The 19,804-nt window shown below is 46.9% G+C and carries 14 protein-coding genes and 1 riboswitch; of the genes, 2 read left to right on the top strand and 12 right to left on the bottom strand.

What is annotated here, in order from left to right; all coding sequences use genetic code 11:
• Positions 1–12 precede the first annotated feature (12 nt).
• The 7 genes from NQ095_RS18545 to NQ095_RS18515 form a co-directional block, all read right to left on the bottom strand.
• Positions 13–678 carry a methionine ABC transporter permease gene (locus NQ095_RS18545; RefSeq protein ID WP_258264919.1) on the bottom strand — a complete coding sequence of 222 codons (666 nt, stop codon included), beginning with the start codon at positions 676–678 and terminating at the stop codon, positions 13–15.
• Complete coding sequence (locus NQ095_RS18540) at positions 668–1,681, bottom strand: methionine ABC transporter ATP-binding protein (RefSeq protein WP_258264918.1); 1,014 nt, start codon at positions 1,679–1,681, stop codon at positions 668–670. The genes NQ095_RS18545 and NQ095_RS18540 overlap by 11 nt, the downstream gene beginning before the upstream one ends.
• Positions 1,682–1,750: 69 nt before the next feature.
• Positions 1,751–1,856, bottom strand: a riboswitch (SAM riboswitch).
• Between the two features lie 190 nt (positions 1,857–2,046).
• A complete protein-coding gene (locus tag NQ095_RS18535; protein WP_258264917.1) occupies positions 2,047–3,036 on the bottom strand; it encodes a LacI family DNA-binding transcriptional regulator in 990 nt (329 codons plus the stop codon).
• Positions 3,037–3,127: 91 nt separating this feature from the next.
• A complete protein-coding gene (locus NQ095_RS18530) occupies positions 3,128–4,765 on the bottom strand; it encodes an alpha,alpha-phosphotrehalase (protein ID WP_258264916.1) in 1,638 nt (545 codons plus the stop codon).
• Positions 4,766–5,223: 458 nt separating this feature from the next.
• Positions 5,224–6,054 (bottom strand): carbohydrate ABC transporter permease, encoded by an 831-nt coding sequence (locus NQ095_RS18525; RefSeq protein WP_258264915.1) that lies wholly within the window; start codon positions 6,052–6,054, stop codon positions 5,224–5,226.
• A gap of 33 nt (positions 6,055–6,087) precedes the next feature.
• Complete coding sequence (locus NQ095_RS18520) at positions 6,088–6,990, bottom strand: carbohydrate ABC transporter permease (RefSeq protein WP_258264914.1); 903 nt, start codon at positions 6,988–6,990, stop codon at positions 6,088–6,090.
• Positions 6,991–7,101: 111 nt separating this feature from the next.
• A complete protein-coding gene (locus NQ095_RS18515) occupies positions 7,102–8,337 on the bottom strand; it encodes a sugar ABC transporter substrate-binding protein (protein ID WP_258264913.1) in 1,236 nt (411 codons plus the stop codon).
• A gap of 385 nt (positions 8,338–8,722) precedes the next feature.
• Here NQ095_RS18515 and bglX point away from each other — a divergent pair, with 385 nt between their 5' ends.
• Together bglX and NQ095_RS18505 are read left to right on the top strand one after the other, a co-directional pair.
• On the top strand, positions 8,723–10,882 hold the full coding sequence (gene bglX, locus NQ095_RS18510; protein ID WP_309137667.1) for a beta-glucosidase BglX: 2,160 nt from the start codon (positions 8,723–8,725) through the stop codon (positions 10,880–10,882).
• Positions 10,883–10,901: 19 nt separating this feature from the next.
• Positions 10,902–14,234, top strand: coding sequence for a GH36-type glycosyl hydrolase domain-containing protein (locus NQ095_RS18505; RefSeq protein ID WP_258264911.1), 3,333 nt, complete (start codon positions 10,902–10,904; stop codon positions 14,232–14,234).
• 55 nt (positions 14,235–14,289) lie between these two features.
• Here the strand turns inward: NQ095_RS18505 and NQ095_RS18500 are convergent, their stop codons facing one another.
• From NQ095_RS18500 to NQ095_RS18480, 5 genes are all read right to left on the bottom strand, one after another.
• Positions 14,290–14,508 carry a DUF2922 domain-containing protein gene (locus NQ095_RS18500; protein ID WP_258264910.1) on the bottom strand — a complete coding sequence of 73 codons (219 nt, stop codon included), beginning with the start codon at positions 14,506–14,508 and terminating at the stop codon, positions 14,290–14,292.
• Positions 14,509–14,548: 40 nt separating this feature from the next.
• Positions 14,549–14,767, bottom strand: a complete 219-nt coding sequence (locus NQ095_RS18495; protein ID WP_258264909.1) for a DUF1659 domain-containing protein — start codon at positions 14,765–14,767, stop codon at positions 14,549–14,551.
• Positions 14,768–14,862: 95 nt separating this feature from the next.
• Entirely contained in the window at positions 14,863–17,589 is a 2,727-nt protein-coding gene (locus tag NQ095_RS18490; protein ID WP_258264908.1) for a YhgE/Pip family protein, read from the bottom strand.
• 71 nt (positions 17,590–17,660) lie between these two features.
• On the bottom strand, positions 17,661–18,233 hold the full coding sequence (locus tag NQ095_RS18485) for a TetR/AcrR family transcriptional regulator (RefSeq protein WP_258264907.1): 573 nt from the start codon (positions 18,231–18,233) through the stop codon (positions 17,661–17,663).
• Between the two features lie 161 nt (positions 18,234–18,394).
• Entirely contained in the window at positions 18,395–19,774 is a 1,380-nt protein-coding gene (locus NQ095_RS18480) for a Glu/Leu/Phe/Val family dehydrogenase (protein ID WP_258264906.1), read from the bottom strand.
• Between the last annotated feature and the right edge of the window lie 30 nt (positions 19,775–19,804).

Here is a 19,804-nt window from a genome sequence, read left to right as displayed (position 1 = left end):
CCCCTATAGTTGTTATCGTTTATCGACCAGTCGTGCAAATATATCACCCGTGTATTGGATGAGTTGGACCAGACAAATCAGAATGACGACGGTCGTGATCATCACCGTGTTGTCATATCGGTAGTACCCGAAACGAATCGCTAGATCCCCGACTCCGCCTCCGCCGACGATGCCGGCCATGGCGGAATAGGCGACTAAACTGATCGTTGTAATCGTGATCGCCTGAATGACGGCAGGCCGCGCTTCAGGTAACAGCACGTCCTTGATGATCATCCAAGGACTCGCGCCCACTGAAACCGAGGCTTCGATGACCCCTTTATCAATCTCCCTTAGCGACGTTTCTACCATTCTCGCAAAAAACGGAATGCCCGCTACCGAGAGGGATACCGATGCCGCCGTCGGCCCGATTGTCGTTCCTGTTAATAGTTTGGTTAATGGTAAAAGGGCTACTAATAGAATGATGAACGGAACCGAGCGGACCATGTTCACTACGAATCCTACGACCTTTTTAATCACACTATTTTGTAAAAATAAGCCCTTGTCTGTCACGAATAGCAGAATCCCGAGGGGCAATCCCACTATAATCGCTACGGCTAATGAGATCCCCACCATATACACCGTTTCAAAAAAGGCTTTATTCAATTCTGGCAGTATAGCAGTCAATGAATCAGGCAGCATCCTCCAACACCTCCAGGCTTTGTGTCTTCGCTGTGATATAACGGATCGCCGCTTCAATTTCGTCAGATGACCCGATCAGCTCCATAATGAATATCCCAAGTGGGACATCCTGAATGTATTCAATTTTGCCGTGCAGGATATTCCCGCGCACCTTGTACCGTTGAAACACCTCTGATACGACGCTTTCCTCGGCGATCGATCCTTTGAATTGAATCTTGATGAGTTTCCCTTTTCTCGATTCCACCAGGTGCTGTGGCAGTTCGAATTGGAGAATCGTTTCGATGAACTGCTTGGTCAAAGGCTGTTTCGGTTCGGCAAACAAGTCATACACTGGACCTTCCTCCACGATCTTCCCGTCCTGCATCACGGCCATCCGGTCACAGATTTCCTTCACTACTTCCATTTCGTGGGTGATGAGGACGATCGTCAATCCCAGTTCCTTGTTGATTTTTTTCAAAAGCCTTAAGATTGATTTCGTCGTATTCGGATCCAATGCCGATGTCGCTTCGTCGCAAAGCAATACTGATGGGTTATTGGCAAGTGCCCTTGCGATCCCGACTCTCTGCTTCTGTCCCCCGCTCAGCTGGGCCGGGTAGGCGTCGGATTTGTCTGAAAGACCGACCATCTCCAGGAGCTCGACGACCCTTGGTTTGATTTTCGCTTTCGGTACATGTGCCGCTTTCAAGGCAAAGGCGAGATTATCAAACACCGTCTTCGACTTGATCAGGTGAAAATGCTGGAATATCATGCTCGTTTTCTGACGTGCTAGCCTTAGCTCCTTGGGCGTGAGTTTCGTGAAATCCTGTCCATCAATGATGATTTCCCCTGATGTCGGGGTTTCAAGCAGATTCAGGCATCGAATGAGTGAACTCTTCCCCGCCCCGCTGTATCCGACGATTCCGAAGATCTCCCCTTTTTTGATTGTGACAGAGACGTTGTCGACACCGACCACCGTTTGCTTTTTCGTTTTGTACGTTTTTACCAGATTCCGAATCTCGATCAATGTGCACACCCCTTTTTCTCCAATAAAAAATGCCTCTTTCCACTGAAAGAAGCATCGCCTGTTTATCTCGACTTATCTCTCAGAATGAAATCATTCTGCAGGAATTAGCACCGTTCCATTTCTGGAGGTTGCCGGACGTCATAGGGCCTGATCCCTCGGTCACTCTGGATAATTGAATGTATGTAATTTTCAAAAATTTATCTTATAGAGGATAATACTGGGGATCTGGCGGGAAGTCAATAGGGGATTTCGGGGGTATTTTTTGTAAGCGTTATCTTTACTGTCATACCAAGGAAAGATTTTTTTCTATTAAAAAAACCCGACCCTTCCCACATATCCGGGAAAGATCAGGCTCTCACACTCGTCTACCGCTTTTTCACAGAATCCCTTTCAACAAGCTCCGTTGTCAGTTTGTAATACGAATCGACCTCTTCCTTCAAGAGCATCTGAAAGATAAGATGAACAGCCAGGGCACCCGCTTCATATTTCGGCTGCCTCATGGTCGTCAGTGGCGGGGACACGTATTCTGACAGCTGGATATCGTCAAAGCCAATGATGGAAATGTCCCCTGGAACGGAAATGTTTTTTTCGTTCAGTGCCTGCAGGCCCCCGATGGCCATTTCATCATTCGCATAGAAGATGGCCTGCGGTACATCCCGCTGGGCGATCAGCATTTTCGTCGCCTGATAGCCGCCTTCACGTGTGAATCCCCCGGAGACTTTCCATTTGGATTTATATTCGATGCCGTGTTTGTCCAGTGCCTCCCGGAAGCCCTGGAAACGAAGCTCGTTGTCATGTGAGTTGTATGGCCCACTGATAAAAGCGATGTCACGGCTTCCCCTTTCAATCAAGTGTTCCGTGGCCACAAATGCTCCGTGCACATTATCGACTTCGATCTGGGTGACGTAATCGCTTTTGATGCTCCGATCGAGGACCACAATGGGAAAGCCTTCCCTTGCCGACTCCAGGATGGTCTCGTCATTGATATTATGGGCAAGGATAATAACACCGTCCACCCGTTTTTCTTTTAAGAATTTCACGGCGGTGGACTGTGCCCCACCGATGGAACTACAGGCGATCAAATCATATCCGTTCGTGGAGGTCACATCCTGTACGCCCTTGATCAGTTCGGAATAGTAAGGCCCTGATAGATCGCTCAGAATCAAGGCGATGGTATTCGTGCTTGTCCGTTTCAAATCGGAAGCAAGCCCGTTTTTTTGGTAATTCAATTGTTTGGCTGCCGCTAAAACTTTCTGTCTTGTTTCTTCACTGACTTTCTTACTGTTGTTCAATGCATAAGAAGCGGTCGAAACGGCGACACCGGAAAGCTTAGCCACATCTTTGATGGTTGCCATAAGTTCACATCCTAATTGCTAAATAAATGAAGGCATCCTTCTTTACTGATTTCTTCTGTTCATTATACATGAAAGCGCTTCAAGTATTGGGTTATTTTCCTAATAAGTATACGATCGCTTCGTAAGGACGAAGACTCTGAAGTTCTGATGGTCGCTCACTGGTATCGGAATAGTTGCTGATGAGCATTTCGGCATGAGAATCATCCGCTGCTTCAGGCAAATGGAATTCAGGATTGCCTCCGTAGAAGTTCGCCACGACCAACAAGGTTTGGTCTTCCCATTTCCGTGTGTACGCCATGATTTCAGGATGATCCCCCAATAGTAACTCATACTCCCCATAAACAAGGATATCCAATCGCTTCCTCAGTGCAATGAGCTTTTGATAATGATGGAAGATCGAGTCCTGATCCTTCACTGCCTGTTCTGCATTGATTTTTTTGTAATTGGAATTCACTTCAATCCACGGATTCCCTTCGGTAAAACCGCCATGAGTATCGTCATTCCATTGAAACGGTGTCCTGGCATTGTCCCTGCCCTTCGTCCGGATCGATTTCATAATCTCACCCTCTGGGACGCCTTCTGTTTTCTTTTCATGAAAGTAGTTAATCGTTTCAATGTCACGGTATTGGGTGATATCGTCCCAATTACTATTCGTCATCCCGATTTCTTCCCCTTGATAGACGAAAGGCGTCCCCTGAATCATGTGAAGGACCGTTGCCAGCATCTTGGCGGATGTGATCCGGTACTCTTGATCGTCACCCCACCTGGATACGATACGGGGCTGATCGTGATTATTCCAGTATAAACTGTTCCACCCTTTCTGAAAAAGGGAGGTCTGCCACTCGCTCAGCACTTTTTTCAGCTCCACGAAATCGAGTTCCTTCAACGCCCACTTCCCTTCCCCTGCACGCTCGTCCAGGGACATATGTTGGAAGGTGAACACCATGTCCAGTTCATTACGACCTTTCCCTGTATAAAGCTGAGCCGTTTCAGGGGTGGCGGATGGGGTCTCACCGACCGTCACAGTCGGATAATGAGAAAGGACCTTTTCATGCATTTCCTGTAAATACTCATGGAGCTTCGGCCCGTCGGTCAGTACGTTCTCATCGACTTCTTTCCCGATCAGATCGATTACATCCATGCGGAATCCGCTGACCCCTTTAGAGAGCCAGAAGTTCATCATTTTGTATAAATGTTCCCGGACTTCAGAGTTATGAAGATTGAGATCAGGCTGTTTTTTACTGAAGAGATGAAAGTAATACTCACCAGTCTGTTCATCCCATTCCCAGGCAGATCCGCTGAAAACGGATTGAATGTCACTTGGTGGCCCGTCCCCGCTTTCCCTCCAAATATAGTAATCGCGATAAGGGTTATCTTTTGATTTCCTCGATTCCTTAAACCATGCGTGCTCATCAGATGTATGGTTGATGACGAGGTCCATCATGATGTGGATGTCCCTTTTCTTTGCTTCTTCTATTAGTCTTTCCATGTCTTCCATGGTACCGAAATCGGGCATGATGTCATAATAATTGCTGATGTCGTAGCCGTTATCGTCATTCGGGGATTGATAGACCGGGCTCAGCCAGATGATATCGATGCCGAGAAGTTCCAGATAATCGAGTTTTTCGATGATGCCGGGAATGTCCCCGATCCCGTCCCCATTGGAATCATTGAAGCTTCGGGGGTATATTTGATAAATTGTGGACTTCTGCCACCATGCTTTTTCCATAGGTCCTCCTCATAAATGTAGTGGTTGATTTCCGCTCCAGGTGCTCGCTTTCCGCGGGGCGTGAGTTGAGCCTCCTCGGGCTTCGCCCTGTGGGGTCTCAACTTTCACGCGTTTCCCGCAGGAGTCGAGCACCTTCCGCTCCAATCTTTTCTTAGCATTAATTTCTTAAGTGCATTCTAAAATGATGCCTTGAAGACTTTTTCAAAGTAACTATTGGGCTCTATTAAGCAAATCTTCTTTTATAAAAAAGAGGAGCTGTAGACTCTTTTAGAAAAAACATGTACATTGAGACATCGCCAGCAATGAGTTGAATGTCCGGCCAAACCTTTGCTATATGGAATGAAATCGCCCGCACATACTTTGTGGTCAGTGTCATGACGGCTCCCGTGTTATACATATTCAAAGTCAAAGAAATATACCAGGCACATCCATAAAGCTCTGTACCTGGTACATGAAAATTATTTAATGCCTGACATCGTGAATCCTTCGACGATGTATTTCTGGAAGAAGGAGAAGATGATGATGATCGGCACGACCATGAAGGCTGCCCCGGCCATTTGCAGGCCGAAGTTGTTGGCATATTGCCCCTGCAACAGTGAAAGCCCGACGGATAAGGTGTAGAGGCTTTCGTCGTTGGCGATGATCAACGGCCATAGGAAGCTGTTCCAGGCACCGATGAATGTGAGGATTCCCTGCACGGCGAAGATCGGCTTCGCAATCGGTACGATCAAGCGGAAGAAAATGTAGAATTCCCCCGCCCCGTCAAGCCTCGCTGCTTCGATCAGGTCAGTCGGGATCGTCGTCATGAACTGCCTGAATAGGAAGATACTGAAGGCAGCGGCCAGTCCCGGCAGCACGATCCCCATCATCGTGTTCGTGAGTCCCATTTCATTTAAGATCAGGTAAACAGGGATCATCGTCACCTGTGCAGGGATCATCATTGTGGCCAGGACGATATAGAAGATCTTCTCCCTGCCTTTAAATTGATACTTGGCAAATCCATAACCGGCCATGGCATTAAAGAATAGACCGACAAAGGAAAATAAAACGATGATGAGCGTATTTCGTAAATAGACGCCGAAATTCATGCTTTCAAATAAATTCACGTAGTTTTCGAGTGTCGGATTCTCAGGTATTAAGCTTGGCGGTATTTGAAGCACTTCATTTTCAGGCTTGAATGAGCTTGAGATCATCCAAATAAAAGGCACGGATACAATGATCCCGCCGAGAGCAAGCAAAAGGATGATAAAGAGCTTCTCTGCCTTCGATTTCGTTGTTTTGTTTTTCATATTATTCAGCCCCGATACTGTATAGTTTCATTCTTAATATTCTGTATCAGATTTTCTCAATTTAAATTGAAGAAGCGTGATGATAATGATGATGATGAACAGGATGAATGAGCCTGCTGCTGCATATCCAAATTCACTGAACTGGAATCCTCGTTGATAGATGAATAACGCCATGGAAATCGTTCCATCAAGGGGGCCTCCGTTCGTCATGACGAATGGTTCTTCGAAGAATTGCAGCCATCCGATCAGTGTCGTGACCGTGACGAAGAACGTGGCGTAGCGCAGTAACGGGATCGTCACATTCCACAGTACCTGCCATCTGTTGGCGCCATCCATTTCCGCTGCTTCATAATAGGATTTTGGAATTCCCTGCAGGGCAGCAAGGAATATGATCATATTGATCCCGACCCCTTTCCATACGGCTAACACAATCAACGATAGCTTGGCGATCGTTGGCTCTCCTAACCAAGGAATCTTCTCTACATCCAGTAATGATAATAAGTAGTTAAATAATCCGTATTCGGTATTGTATAAGAACCCCCATATCACGGCAACGGCAATGATGTTCGTGATCGAAGGCATGTAGTATACTCCGCGGAACACGGTAAACAGCTTGCTTGTCCCATAATTCAGCAGCAAGGCAATCCCCAATGAGAAGATGATTACAAGAGGAACACCGATGATCACATAGAACAATGTGTTGAAGATCGCCTTGTGAAACAACTCATCCGACACTAACTCCGAGTAATTGTCCAATCCGATAAAGCTGACATTCGACCAGTCGGCAAGCCCTTTTAAATCAAGGTCTGTGAAACTGATCAAAAAAGCTACAATAATAGGAACAATACTGAAAACAGTTAAAATGATCACTGCAGGAGCGATAAACACATAGGGATGCTTATTTTTGCTCATACTGTTTTTCCATCCATTGCTCATGATATCCCACCTATCTAAACGTACGCAAAATGATGTTAAAAATGGAGTTCAGGCTGTACACCTGTAACTCCATTTTATTCTTATGCCAGCGTCAGTTTTATTTAGTCTCTCTTACTCTTCTACGATTTCATTTGCTTTTTTGTTGAATTTCTCAAGCTCTTTGTCCACATCTGCTCCACCTACTGTTACTTTTTCAATGGTAGAAAGGAACTCCTGTGCAATCACTTCGAATTCCTTGATTTGCGGTGATGCTTTTGTATCTTCCAGTTGTTTACCGAAGACAGACAGCATCGGGTCTTCTTTTAACTTCGGCTCTTCCCATGCATCGACGCGCGAAGGAAGCGTATTCGATATGTCCAGCCATTCCATTTGCGTGTCGACTTTATTCATATAAGAAATGAATTTCAGGGATTCGTCCACATTTTCGGAATTATGGAAAACAGATAGATTGGATCCACCCATGCTTGATGTGTTCGTTTCTTTCTTAGGCATCACGGCTACAGCCCACTTATCCTTCAAGTCAGGCGCCTGGTCGTTGATGATATTGATCATCCATGGGCCGCTGAAGAACATTGGCTTCACACCATCTTTAAACGCTTGAACGATATCGATTCCTTCTGTCGTAGGACTGATCCCTTCCTTGAAGAAATCTGTGTAGTACTCTATCGCCTGTTTGAATTCAGGAGAATCAAAGTTCATATTATCTTTGCCTTCAAACTCATAACCATTCTGCCACGCGAATATGAAAGGAGTGATTTGGTCATTACGGTCGATATCAAGACCATATACATCTTCGCCTCGATCATTCAGCTTCCCGGCTGCATCCTTCAGTTCATCCCAAGTAGCAGGAGCCTTGTCGTATCCCACTTCTTTCAATAAATCTGTGCGGTAGTACAGTACGCGTGTATCGATATACCAAGGAACACCGATGACTTTGTCGTCATACTTCATAGAAGTGACGGACCCTTCGAAGTAATTTTCAGGTTTGAATTCCGGGTAGTCTTCCAAGTAAGGAGTCAGGTCAAGCAGTGCACCTGCATCTGCGAATTCCGGTACCCATGTCGTCCCTAATTGAAGGACGTCCGGGCCATTTCCTGAAGCGACTGCCGTAAGCAGTTTATCATGAGCATTACCCCATGGGATCGCTTGGATCTTGACAGAGATATCTTTGTTTTCTTCTTCAAACTTTGAAGTCATTTCCTTAAGTTTCTTACCTTCTTCACCCATCGCCCACACGGTAATTTCTTTCTTTCCATCCTTCGACTCACCATTGCCTCCGCAGGCTGTAAGAATCGTGGATAAAGCCAGAATACCGATTAGTAGTAAGGACCACATTTTCTTTTTCATTTCCCCATCTCCATTTCCATTTGATTTGAACCCTTTAAAAATGGTAAAGCGCATTGAATGATCCCCCATTTCATAGAAGGAATGATTCTGTCATGAAAAATCATTCAAGTTATTGAAACGTTTCGATGACTATATTATAATCAAACGTGAATACGCTTTCAACACTTTTTTAGAAATTACTGAATTGAAAATAATTTAAGCCTACAACCAAACCTTATTTTATCATTAAAATACTGATTTGAAGGGGTGAAAGGCAGTGTATGGATGGGGATGTACGGGTTGACTATCCGTTGGAACCCGCTTATAATTCAACTCAATTGTTTATCGAAACGTTTCACTAAAGATGAAAAATAAACGAATGAATCGTCATACGGAGGGTCTATCAATGAGGGAGAACAAGCTGAATTCACTATTGAATCAAATGACATTGGATGAAAAAATCGCCCAGCTTATGCAGTTGGCCACACCTTTTTTCAAAGGGGCAAAAGAACAGGGACAAATCACCGGACCCATGGCTGAGATGGGTGTGACCGGGGAAGTCGTTCAAAACAGCGGTTCCGTCCTCGGGGCATCAGGTGCCAAGGAAATCATCAACATCCAGCGCACGCACCTGAAAGAAAACCGGTTGGGAATCCCTTTATTATTCATGTCCGATATCGTCCATGGATTTAAAACGATTTTCCCTGTCCCACTCGCCATCGGTTGTTCCTGGGATCTGGGGTTAACCGAGAAAAGCGCGGAGATTGCAGCAAAGGAAGCTTCTGTTTCAGGCGTCCATGTCACGTTTGCTCCGATGGTCGATCTTGTCCGCGATCCTCGCTGGGGAAGAGTGATGGAATCGCCGGGGGAAGATCCATTCCTCAATAGTGAATTCGCACGTGCCTTCGTCCGCGGCTTCCAAGGTCAGGATTTGACGACGGAAGTCGAACGGGTGGCTGCTTGCGTGAAGCACTTTGCGGCTTACGGTGCACCAGAAGGCGGACGTGATTATAATACTGTCGATATGTCTGAGAGAGAGCTTCGTGAGTATTATCTGCCTGCCTACCAGGCTGCCCTTGAAGAGGGCTGTGAGATGGTGATGACCGCCTTCAACACCGTCTTCGGTATCCCGGCAACCGGAAACAAACGGTTGATGCGTGATCTTCTCCGGAAAGAAATGAGATTTGACGGGATTCTTATTTCCGATTGGGGAGCCGTGAAGGAAATGATCCCCCACGGTGTCGCAGAGAACGAAAAAGAAGCAGCTTATAAGGCGATCACGGCAGGGGTGGATATTGAAATGATGACAACCGCCTATGTGAATCACTTAAAAGAGCTTGTAGAGGAAAAAATGGTGGATGAGTCGATCATTGATGAAGCTGTCTTACGGATTTTACAATTAAAAGAAAAGCTGGGCTTGTTTGAAAATCCGTATCGCGGGGCGAACGTGGAGCGTGAAGCTGAAGTCGTCATGAGCGCAGAACATCGAAATGCCGCTCGGGAGCTTGCGGCCAAATCCTCCGTCCTATTGAAAAATGAACAGATCCTCCCTCTTCATAAAGAACAAAAAGTGGCCCTCATCGGACCATTTGCAGAGAGCGGGGACATATTGGGACCATGGTCATGGCTCGGATCCAGAGATGATGCCGTCACTGTGAAGGAAGGATTTCTTTCGAAAACGAGCTCCTTGACCGTCGCCCAAGGCTGTGACATCGAAAGCATCACTGGCCTGCAAGTGGAAGAAGCGATGAAAGCCTCCGAAGACGCGGATGTGATCGTATTGGCATTAGGAGAAGATTCAGAAATGAGCGGTGAAGCCGGATGCAGAGCGAACATACAGCTCCCTTCTGCTCAATTACAACTTATAGGGCATCTGAAATCATTGGATAAGCCGATGGTGGCTGTCCTGTTCAACGGACGTCCCCTTGACTTACACGGCGTTTTGGATCAAACCGACGCAGTGTTGGAAGCATGGTATCCAGGAACGGAAGGCGGAAATGCCGTAGCCGATTTGTTATATGGAGACGTGAATCCTTCCGGGCGCTTGACCATGTCATTCCCCTATCATGTCGGGCAGGTTCCCGTTTATTATAACCATTTCAATACAGGGAGACCTCAAGGGGCACCTGATGCACAAGAACGGTATGTATCACAATACCTCGACATCCCGAACGACCCGCTCCTGCCATTTGGATTCGGTTTAAGCTACACCACCTTCACGTATGCTGACTTGAAGCTTTCCCGGGAGACGATGACAGACGAACAGTCCCTGGATGTTTCCATTCAGGTGACGAATGACGGAATGGTCGCAGGCGAAGAAGTCGTACAGCTTTATATCCGCGATCATAGCGGAGAAGTGATCCGCCCAGTGAAGGAATTGAAGGATTTCAGGAAAATCAGCCTGGAACCGGGGGAAACGACAAACGTTACGTTTACCATTTCGGAAGAGCAATTAAGGTATCATCATTCAGACCTTCAATATACAAGCGATCCGGGGACGTTTACGGTTTATATAGGGAGAAACAGCAAGGACGTCATCGAACACACATTCATTTTGAAAAAATAGAAGAATCGAGGGGAAAACGATGCATTCACATGTTCAAGTAACATCAGGAGATCTACAATTTAAATTTTTGAAAAGTGGCGATCTATTCGCCGTCACACATAAACAAAATATGATCAATCAGTTGATGACGAATCCCATCGACGGCTCTCTCAATAATCTGTATCTGCGCATCCATGAGCATTCAGGAATCCACTCCATCCCTCTTATCGGGGTGAAGTCATCAAGCAACGTCCAATTCGCTGAATCACAGGTCAGATGGACGGGAACATATGAAACGATTTCATACGAAGTCACGTTTACCTTAACAGAAAAAGGCGTATGGTTCTGGGATGTGTCGCTTGATGGGACGAACGCTGAAGTGGACGTCATTTACGGACAGGATCTCGGTCTTGCAGATATCGGGGCCGTCCGCTCCAACGAAGCCTATATGTCACAGTACATCGACCACAAAGTGTTTCAGGATGAAGAGAAAGGCTACGCCCTCTGCTCCCGGCAGAACCAGCCCCAATCAAGCGGGTTCCCTTATATCCAACAGGGATCCCTCTGCAAGACAAGCGGCTACTCCACGGACGGATTTCAATTTTATGGACTGACATATAAAGATACAAATGAGCCAGAAGCGTTAAAAAGCGCATCCCTGGCAAACGAAGTCTATCAATATGAGTTTGCTTATACAGCGCTTCAATCAGAAAAAGTACAACTGAACGGGTCGACGCATATTGTTTTCTATGGCGCCTTCAAAGAAAATCATGAAGCGGCCATTTCTTCACTAGAGTTTCAGGAAGATATAGAAGCCGCATGGAAAGAAGCGGCACAGGTTCAATCTGAATTCGCTCCATTAAAAGTGCAGGTGCGTTTGAACCCGGAATTCGGTGATCCACTTTCTTCTCTATCCATGACCGAGGAAGAAGTCGGAGCCTATTTCCCTACCAGACATAATGAAGAGCGCGAAGGGGATTCACTCCTCTCCTTCTTTACTGAAACCCATGAACATGTCGTACTGAAAGAAAAAGAATTGATGACGGAAAGACCCCATGGGCATATTCTGATGTCGGGGAACAACCATCAATTGAAGGAAGATACAATCACCACAACTTCATTCATGTATGGATTATTCAATTCACAGCTCGTTGTCGGCAACACGTCCTTCAACAAAATGCTGACGAATCAACGAAATCATCTGAATGTCATGAAAACGTCCGGTCAGCGGATATACATCGAGTCGGACGGATCGTATCGATTACTCGCCATGCCGTCCATGTTTGAACTTGGGTTCAACTATGCCCGCTGGTACTATAAAACGGCAGATGATACGATCATCGTCACCAACTACACAGTCGTCGATTCACCAGAAGTCACGCTTCATGTTGAATCAAAAAACAACCGTCACTACCGCTACCTTGTCACGAACCAGGTCACGATGAACAACCACGAATACGAAGTCGGGTTTCATGTGGAAGAAGGGGAAAACGGGTTGACGGTCTCAGCAGACCGACAGTCAGAGAGCAGTGAGGTTTTCCCGAATTTGCTCTACAGGATGAAAGTCGACGGTGCTTCCATTGAAGTCGGGACCGAAGAAAGAATGATTCATAACGTTGAAAAGAATTCTGCCTCCTTGATTGTCATCGATGTAAATGAAACGTCCGAATGGAGTATGACAATCCAGGGATTGATCGACGGGGAAAAGCAACCGTTTAAAGCACGGGATTTAACGGAAGAAATCGAATCGTATCGCGCCTATTATCATAAGGTCATGAATGGATTCAGGCTATCCTTAGGCGACGATGTACCTGCAGAGTTAGAGAAGGTGAACTCCCTCGCCTGGTGGTACACCCATAATATGCTTGTCCATTATTCCGTCCCACACGGACTGGAACAATACGGCGGCGCGGCATGGGGTACCCGCGACGTATGCCAGGGGCCGACGGAATACTTTATGGCTACCCAAAACTATCAATCTGTTAAAGATATCATCAAGACCGTCTACTCACATCAGTATGAAGATGACGGAAACTGGCCGCAGTGGTTCATGTTTGACCGTTACCACAAGTTCCAACAGGATGACAGCCACGGGGATATCATCGTCTGGCCGCTGAAAGTCGTCGGCGACTACATCGCTGCGACGAACGATTACAGCATTTTGAAAGAGAGAATCCCATATACAGAACGGAACGGATTTGGTTTTACAGAAAGAAAAGAAACACTGCTTCATCATATTCAAAAAGAAATCTCCTACATCAAGGAGAATTTCCTCCACGACACCTTCTTATCTTCCTATGGTGATGGAGATTGGGACGATACCTTGCAGCCCGCCAATGCTCAATTAAAAAAATACATGGCAAGCAGCTGGACCGTCGCCCTCACCTATCAGGTACTTGAGAAACTGGCAACCGTTCTTGAAGGTACATTTGATCAGGAGGCACAGGAGATCAGGGCACTGGCTCAGGGAATACAGAAGGATTTCAACACCTATATTCTGAAGGACGAGGTCATCCCCGGGTTTGTTTACATGGAAGAGCCAGGGAACCCAGAGTTCATGGTGCATCCAACAGATACAAAGACCGGTATCCATTACCGCCTGCTGCCCATGAACCGGAGCATCATTTCAGAATTATTCACACCGGAGCAGGCAGACACGCACTATCAATTGGTCAAAGAGCATCTGTATTGTCCCGACGGCGTGCGCTTGATGAACCGCCCTGCCAAGTATGAAGGCGGTGTGAGCACCCACTTCAGACGGGCCGAGCAGGCATCGAATTTCGGCCGTGAAATCGGGCTTCAATACGTCCATGCCCATATCAGGTATGTTGAAGCCATGGCGAAGCTCGGTAAAACCGATGAAGTGTGGCAAGGATTACAAATCATCAACCCGATCGGTCTGAAAGACGTCGTCCCGAATGCGGAAAGAAGACAAAGCAATGCGTACTTCAGCAGTTCGGACGGGAAATTCAATACCCGTTATGAAGCACAGGAACGTTTCAACGAACTCCGTGACGGAAGCGTACCTGTCAAAGGCGGATGGAGAATCTACTCCAGCGGGCCGGGAATCTATATGAACCAGCTGATTTCAAATTGCTTGGGCGTTCGTCAAGAACAGGAAGATTTGATCATCGACCCGGTGCTGCCAGACAAGCTAGACGGATTGAGAATGGACTTCGAGATCACGAAACGTCCTGTCACCTTCGTCTATCATCTTGGCAACCCTGATTCAAAACGGGTTGTGGTGAACGGGGAGGAAGTACGATTTGAATCCCTGTCCAACCGATACCGTTCAGGCGGGATCAAATTGAAGCAACAGGAACTTGAAAAATGGCTTCATGAGGAAGCAAATACGATTGAAGTATATGTATAAGAAAAAAGGCAGCGGGAACCGTAATGGTTTCCGCTGCCCCTTTTAACACCACTCACTACATCACATCATAATCCGTCACATTACGTTCCACCACGCGAGCACCTTCCACACTCACAAATGCGCCCGTCGCACTTGCGAACACATTGGTCGTGATCAGATTGTCCATCGCTGCTTTCACAGCCACCGTATCAATCGGCTCGATCGGGTCATTGATGGATAACTTCGCTGACTTCCCCGCTTCGGTTTTAAATTCCAGTTCCAATACTTTTGCCATCGTTTATACCTCCTTCCCATCTGATATCACTCTCCTTCGATTACTCATTAATGTCAAAACTCTGTAGCTTCTCAACGTTGAAAAGCGTTTTGGATGAAAGACTTGCGATGGATAATGCCGCACTGTTCATTTCATCGGCTGATGCCAGGGCGTTGATGTAGCTGTACGACTTGTACGCGAACTTAGGCTTCCCTTTCTCATCCTGGCCGTCATTGTAAGCGAGACGAATTCTCGTCGACTTCAGATCCGCTGTTGCCATGTGCCTCACCTCCTTTCACCTTTTATATAGGGGAAGGGGTGATGATAGGACACCCTTTGACGAAAAAAACCGGAGATCAACGTCTCCGGTTTTCATTATGCTTCTATTTCCCGATAATGCTTCCTGCGCAGGATGCGAAATCTGAATGTGAGATAAAGGATGGTCCCTCCCATGGCAACACATAAGAAGAGGAGGGTGAATATCACATTATGCCACATGAACGCATAATCCCCTGTGGAGATGATGGCCCTGAACGCATTGATCGTATACGTCATCGGCAGGAAGTTTGAGAAATGCTGCAGGAATTCAGGGACCAGTTCAATTGGATAGGTACCTGCACTGCTCGTCAATTGTAAAATCAGGATGAGAATCCCGATGAATCGCCCTGGATTATCAAGGGAGGTCACCAGGAATTGGACGATTGATAAGAACGTCCAGCTCGCCAGGATACTCATCATAATAAAGAGCGGGATACTGGTCACTTCAAGGCCGAGTCCCCATAAAAGAATAGAATCTGCCAACAGTGCCTGAAACACCCCTGCAAACATGAGAACGCCGAATTTCCCAATGAACCACCCGAATCCACTCCTCGGCGTGACAGCCGGTTCCCGCATCGGGAAGATGATCGAAATCACGAGGGCCCCGACAAATAAGCTGAGTGACAGGAAGTACGGGGTGAAGCCCGTTCCATAGTTCGGTACATCGTGGATCGGTTTGTCTGTCAAGGTGACAGGTTTTGCGAACATATCATAGATGTCGTCATTGGCGTTGACGTCATTCACATCTTCAGCGCCGTCCGCAAGCTTGTTTTTCAACTCGGATGATCCATCCGTCAGTTTATTCAGGCCGTCTGTCAGATCCGTTGAACCGTTTGAAAGCTTCCCAAGACCGGATGATAAGTCTGTAGACCCGTTCCGGAGTTCTCCCAGTCCGCTCATTAGATCCTTGAATTTGGATGAGAACATTCCAAGTCCTTCCGACAGATCATTCGATCCTTTCGAGAGCTCTCCAAGTCCGTTATACAATTTCCCGGATCCGTCATACAAGCCGCCGAGACCGTTGACTAGCTGATCGGAGCCTGAAGATAATTGGCTCGTTCCATCAGCCAGATCCGAGGATCCTTTGGCAAGTTTCGCGGATCCTTTTTGTAAGGCATCGGTTCCATCGTCGAGTTTACCGAGGCCTGTCGTTAAGGCGGTGCTTCCGTCAATAAGTTGGTCGATTCCTTTTTGTGCGTCTGAAATCTTTTCTTTCACTCGGGAAAGGCCCCCAACAAGACGGGCCTGGCCACCCAGCAGGGAATTTGCCCCTTCTGCTAATGTCGCCTGGTTTTTAGTAATCTTATCAAATCCTGCCGTTAATGCCATCTGATTGTCTGAGAGTTCCCGGGCCTTCGTGGACAATTCTTTCGATTGAGTGTCGAATGCAGAAGCAGCACCTGATACATGAGACACTTTATCGGTTACGTTCTGACTTTTACTAGTCAAACCATTAAGAGATGCTTTCAACTCTTTCAACTTTTCTTTCTGTGCCGGATCCTGTTCCTGTGCAATCAAGGCATTGACATTGGCCTCTGCCTCTTGAAGTCCTTGACTGACCTCGGTTGAACCGGTATCTGCACCGTTCACATCATTGCTGATTTCAGTTGCCTTCCCGGATAAAGCTTCAGCTTGAGAGGCAACCTCTGTTGATTCCGTTGCGAGTGCAGGCAGATTACTATTCATTTTATTCAATCCGGCCTGTGACTCCTGAAGACCACCTGCAAGTCCTTTTGCTCCATCCTGTGAGTCCTTCGCGCCGGTCAGAAGTTCTTGATTCCCTTCTGTCATTTGCGTGAGGGCTGCATCAAAGGATTGAAGGCCGGCCGACACTTTTTTAGAGCCGGCGTAAGCTGAATCGACCCCTGTTGAAAAAGCAGTGGACTTCCCGGCGAGTTCCTGAAGCTTTTCATTTAACGTTTGAGCTCCGCTATTCACGCTGTTGATCCCGCCGTTCAGATCCTTGGCTCCGTTTTGGGCTTTGCCGATGTTTTCTTTCAGGGCGCCTGCCCCGTTCTGGGCTGAGTTGACTCCATTTTCAAGTTTATTCGCACCCTCAGCAACGGATCCGACACCGTCATCGAGTTTATTCGCTCCCGATTCGGCATCTCCCAGTCCGTCGGAAAGTTTATTGGCGCCTACATGGGCTGAATCGATTCCGTCATGAAGGTCATCGGAACCGGATGTTGCGTCGCCAAGCTTGTCGTTCAGCTCCCCGGCTCCATCACTCGCTTCAGTCAGTCCGTCCCCGACCTCCTTGATCTGGTCAAACATCGATTCGGCATAGGTTTTCGTGACCGCACCCGATACCTCTTCCTTAATCTTCTCAATCGCCGAGTCTCCTATTTTAGAAGAAAGATAGTTTGAGCCTTGATTGGCCGTATAGACGAGTTCCAATTTCTCAGGATGCACATCCTCGAGGGTCGTCGCATGCTGAGAGAAATTTTCCGGGATTTCGATTTTCAAATAATAGTCCCGGTTCTCAAGACCCCGATCAGCTTTCTCTTCATCTACGAATCTCCAATCAAATGTGTCGTTCTCTTTCAAGTCTTCTACAAAGTCTTCTCCGATCGTCAGTTTTTCTCCATTAAAGTCGGCACCTTTATCATTGTTGACGACGGCAACAGGGAGCTGATCCACCTGACCGTACGGATCCCAGAATGCCCATAAGAATGTTCCACTGTATAACACAGGGATAAACAACACGGCTAAGACGGCAATCAACAAGGTCTTATTCGTAAAGATGTTACGAAATTCACCTTTCAGTGAATGCAATCCTTTCATTTTATCAATCCTTTCGAATATATGACTATTTTCACCATTTGGTCATAGGGCTCCAAAAAAGAAAGGACCATTTACGTGGATAATCCTTTCAGTAAATAATCCTCCATGATTGCGGCAATTTTTTCAGACGATAGGGGTGAGTGATTCCGTTCCCAATCGGACACAAGGGAAATGTATACTTTCAATAAGATAAATGAAATGATTTCTGAATCACAAGGCTTGATCTGCCCACTCTCCATAGCCCGATCAATCTTGCTTTTTACAAAGGCAATCAGTTCATTTTCAATATGATGAAGCATTTCCTCCACGGCACGTGTACCGATTTGTTTCTCTTCCTCGATCAGCTTCAGCATCAGCTGATGCTCGGTCCGGTACTCAAGAAGCGTAATCAATGCCTCGTGGACATTTTCATAAAAGCTGTTGTCAGGTTGGATGGCAAGATCTGCTGACGATTTCATTTCCCTTACCATGCTATAGACGATTTCTTCGAACAGTTCATCCTTATTCTTAAAGAACGTATAAATCGTTCCCTTCCCGACATTCGCAAGCTTCGCTACCTGATCCATCGTCGTCGCCTTATATCCGAACAGCGAAAAAGACTTCGTCGCCGCTTCTACAATCAACTCTCTTCGATCAATAGACATCCTTTTTCATAACCCCCTGACCAAATCAGTGTTTCGTTCAAACCCATTCTAAAACCCACTATAACATCTTCCCGGAATAGATTCAAAGATGAAAAAAGTCAAAGGGACGGACCTCGACTCCTAGTACCAGCTCCTAGGAATGGAGGTCCGTCCCTCAAATATTAATACAGTTTTCCCTGTCTATAGAGGACCGTCGATAGTTTCATGACGGAGTGGATGTAGCAGTTCTGCCGGAGTGGGAATGGGTCTCCGAAGAATAGGGGCAGGACGGTGTCGAGGGTGGATTTCATTTTGTCGTAGAGGAGGTTGAAGACTTCTTCCTCTGTGTAGAACTGGGTTTCCCTGCCCTGCAGCCATTCGAAGTAGGAAACGATGACCCCGCCGGCATTGGCCAGGATATCCGGGATGATGATGACCCCTTTTTCACTCAAGTATGTGTCAGCTTCCGTGGTGATCGGTGCATTCGCTCCTTCGACGATGATCCTAGCTTTGACTTTGCCTGCATTGTCCTTGTGCACCTGATCTTCAAGGGCAGCAAGCATCAGAACGTCAACATCCAGATAAAGGACCTCATCACGTTCTTGAATTTCCGCCTTTACTCCTATTTCCTTCAACTGGCTGTTTTCAGTCGGCAGGTCACCTTTATTCTTCATCGTGAACTCGACAAGAGCTGGGACGTCCAGGCCCTCTTCATTGTACAGCGTCACATTCCGGTCGCTCACCGCTACCACTTTATTTTGAAGATGGGTGGACTGGTGGGCTTCAAGGGCTGCTACCGATCCAACGTTCCCGAATCCCTGGACGGCGATCGTCAAGGGACGGTCCTCATAATCGAGGGCTGTTTTCGCAAACACGTTATCCGTCTTCGTCAGCAGGCTCTTCTGCTCCTTCACGAAATTATGAACGAGGTAACGGAATGTAAAGAACACGCCTTTACCCGTCGCTTCCCGTCGGCCAAGGGACCCTCCATTCACCACGCTTTTCCCGGTAAAGCTTCCCCTGTAAGGCATGCCTGGACGAATGCTCTTGTACTCCGCCATCATCCAGTCCATTTCCCGTTCGCCGGATCCCATATCAGGAGCCGGGATATCCTTATCAGGTCCGAGGATATCACTGAAGTACTGGACGTATTTCCTTGCGATCAAGTGAAGCTCTTTCTCCGAATACTCACGGGGATTCAGGATGATTCCGCCTTTCCCGCCTCCGAAAGGGACGTCATGAAGGGCATTCTTCAACGTCATCAACGATGCCAGGTTCACGACCTCTTCCTCATTCACCGACTCATGGAAACGGATCCCGCCCTTATAAGGTCCGAGGGCATTATTATGCTGAACGCGGAACGATGGGATACGGACTACCTTCTCATCATCAAGCGGAATCCGCAGATACGATTTATGTACGTGATTCGGCGTCGACAGGATCGACGTCAACGACGTAAACGCTTTCTTTCTGTTTTCACCTTTCACTTCCGGTAAAAATGACTGATCCTCTAGTAACGCATTTAATGATTTCTGGACAATATCTCTCGTTTGGCTGATCAAATTTGGTCCCTCCTATTGGTATATAAGAAA

The sequence above is a fragment of the Rossellomorea sp. SC111 genome, from assembly GCF_024733565.1.
Taxonomy (GTDB): Bacteria; Bacillota; Bacilli; order Bacillales; family Bacillaceae_B; genus Rossellomorea.
This window is presented reverse-complemented; position numbering and strand designations above follow the sequence as displayed.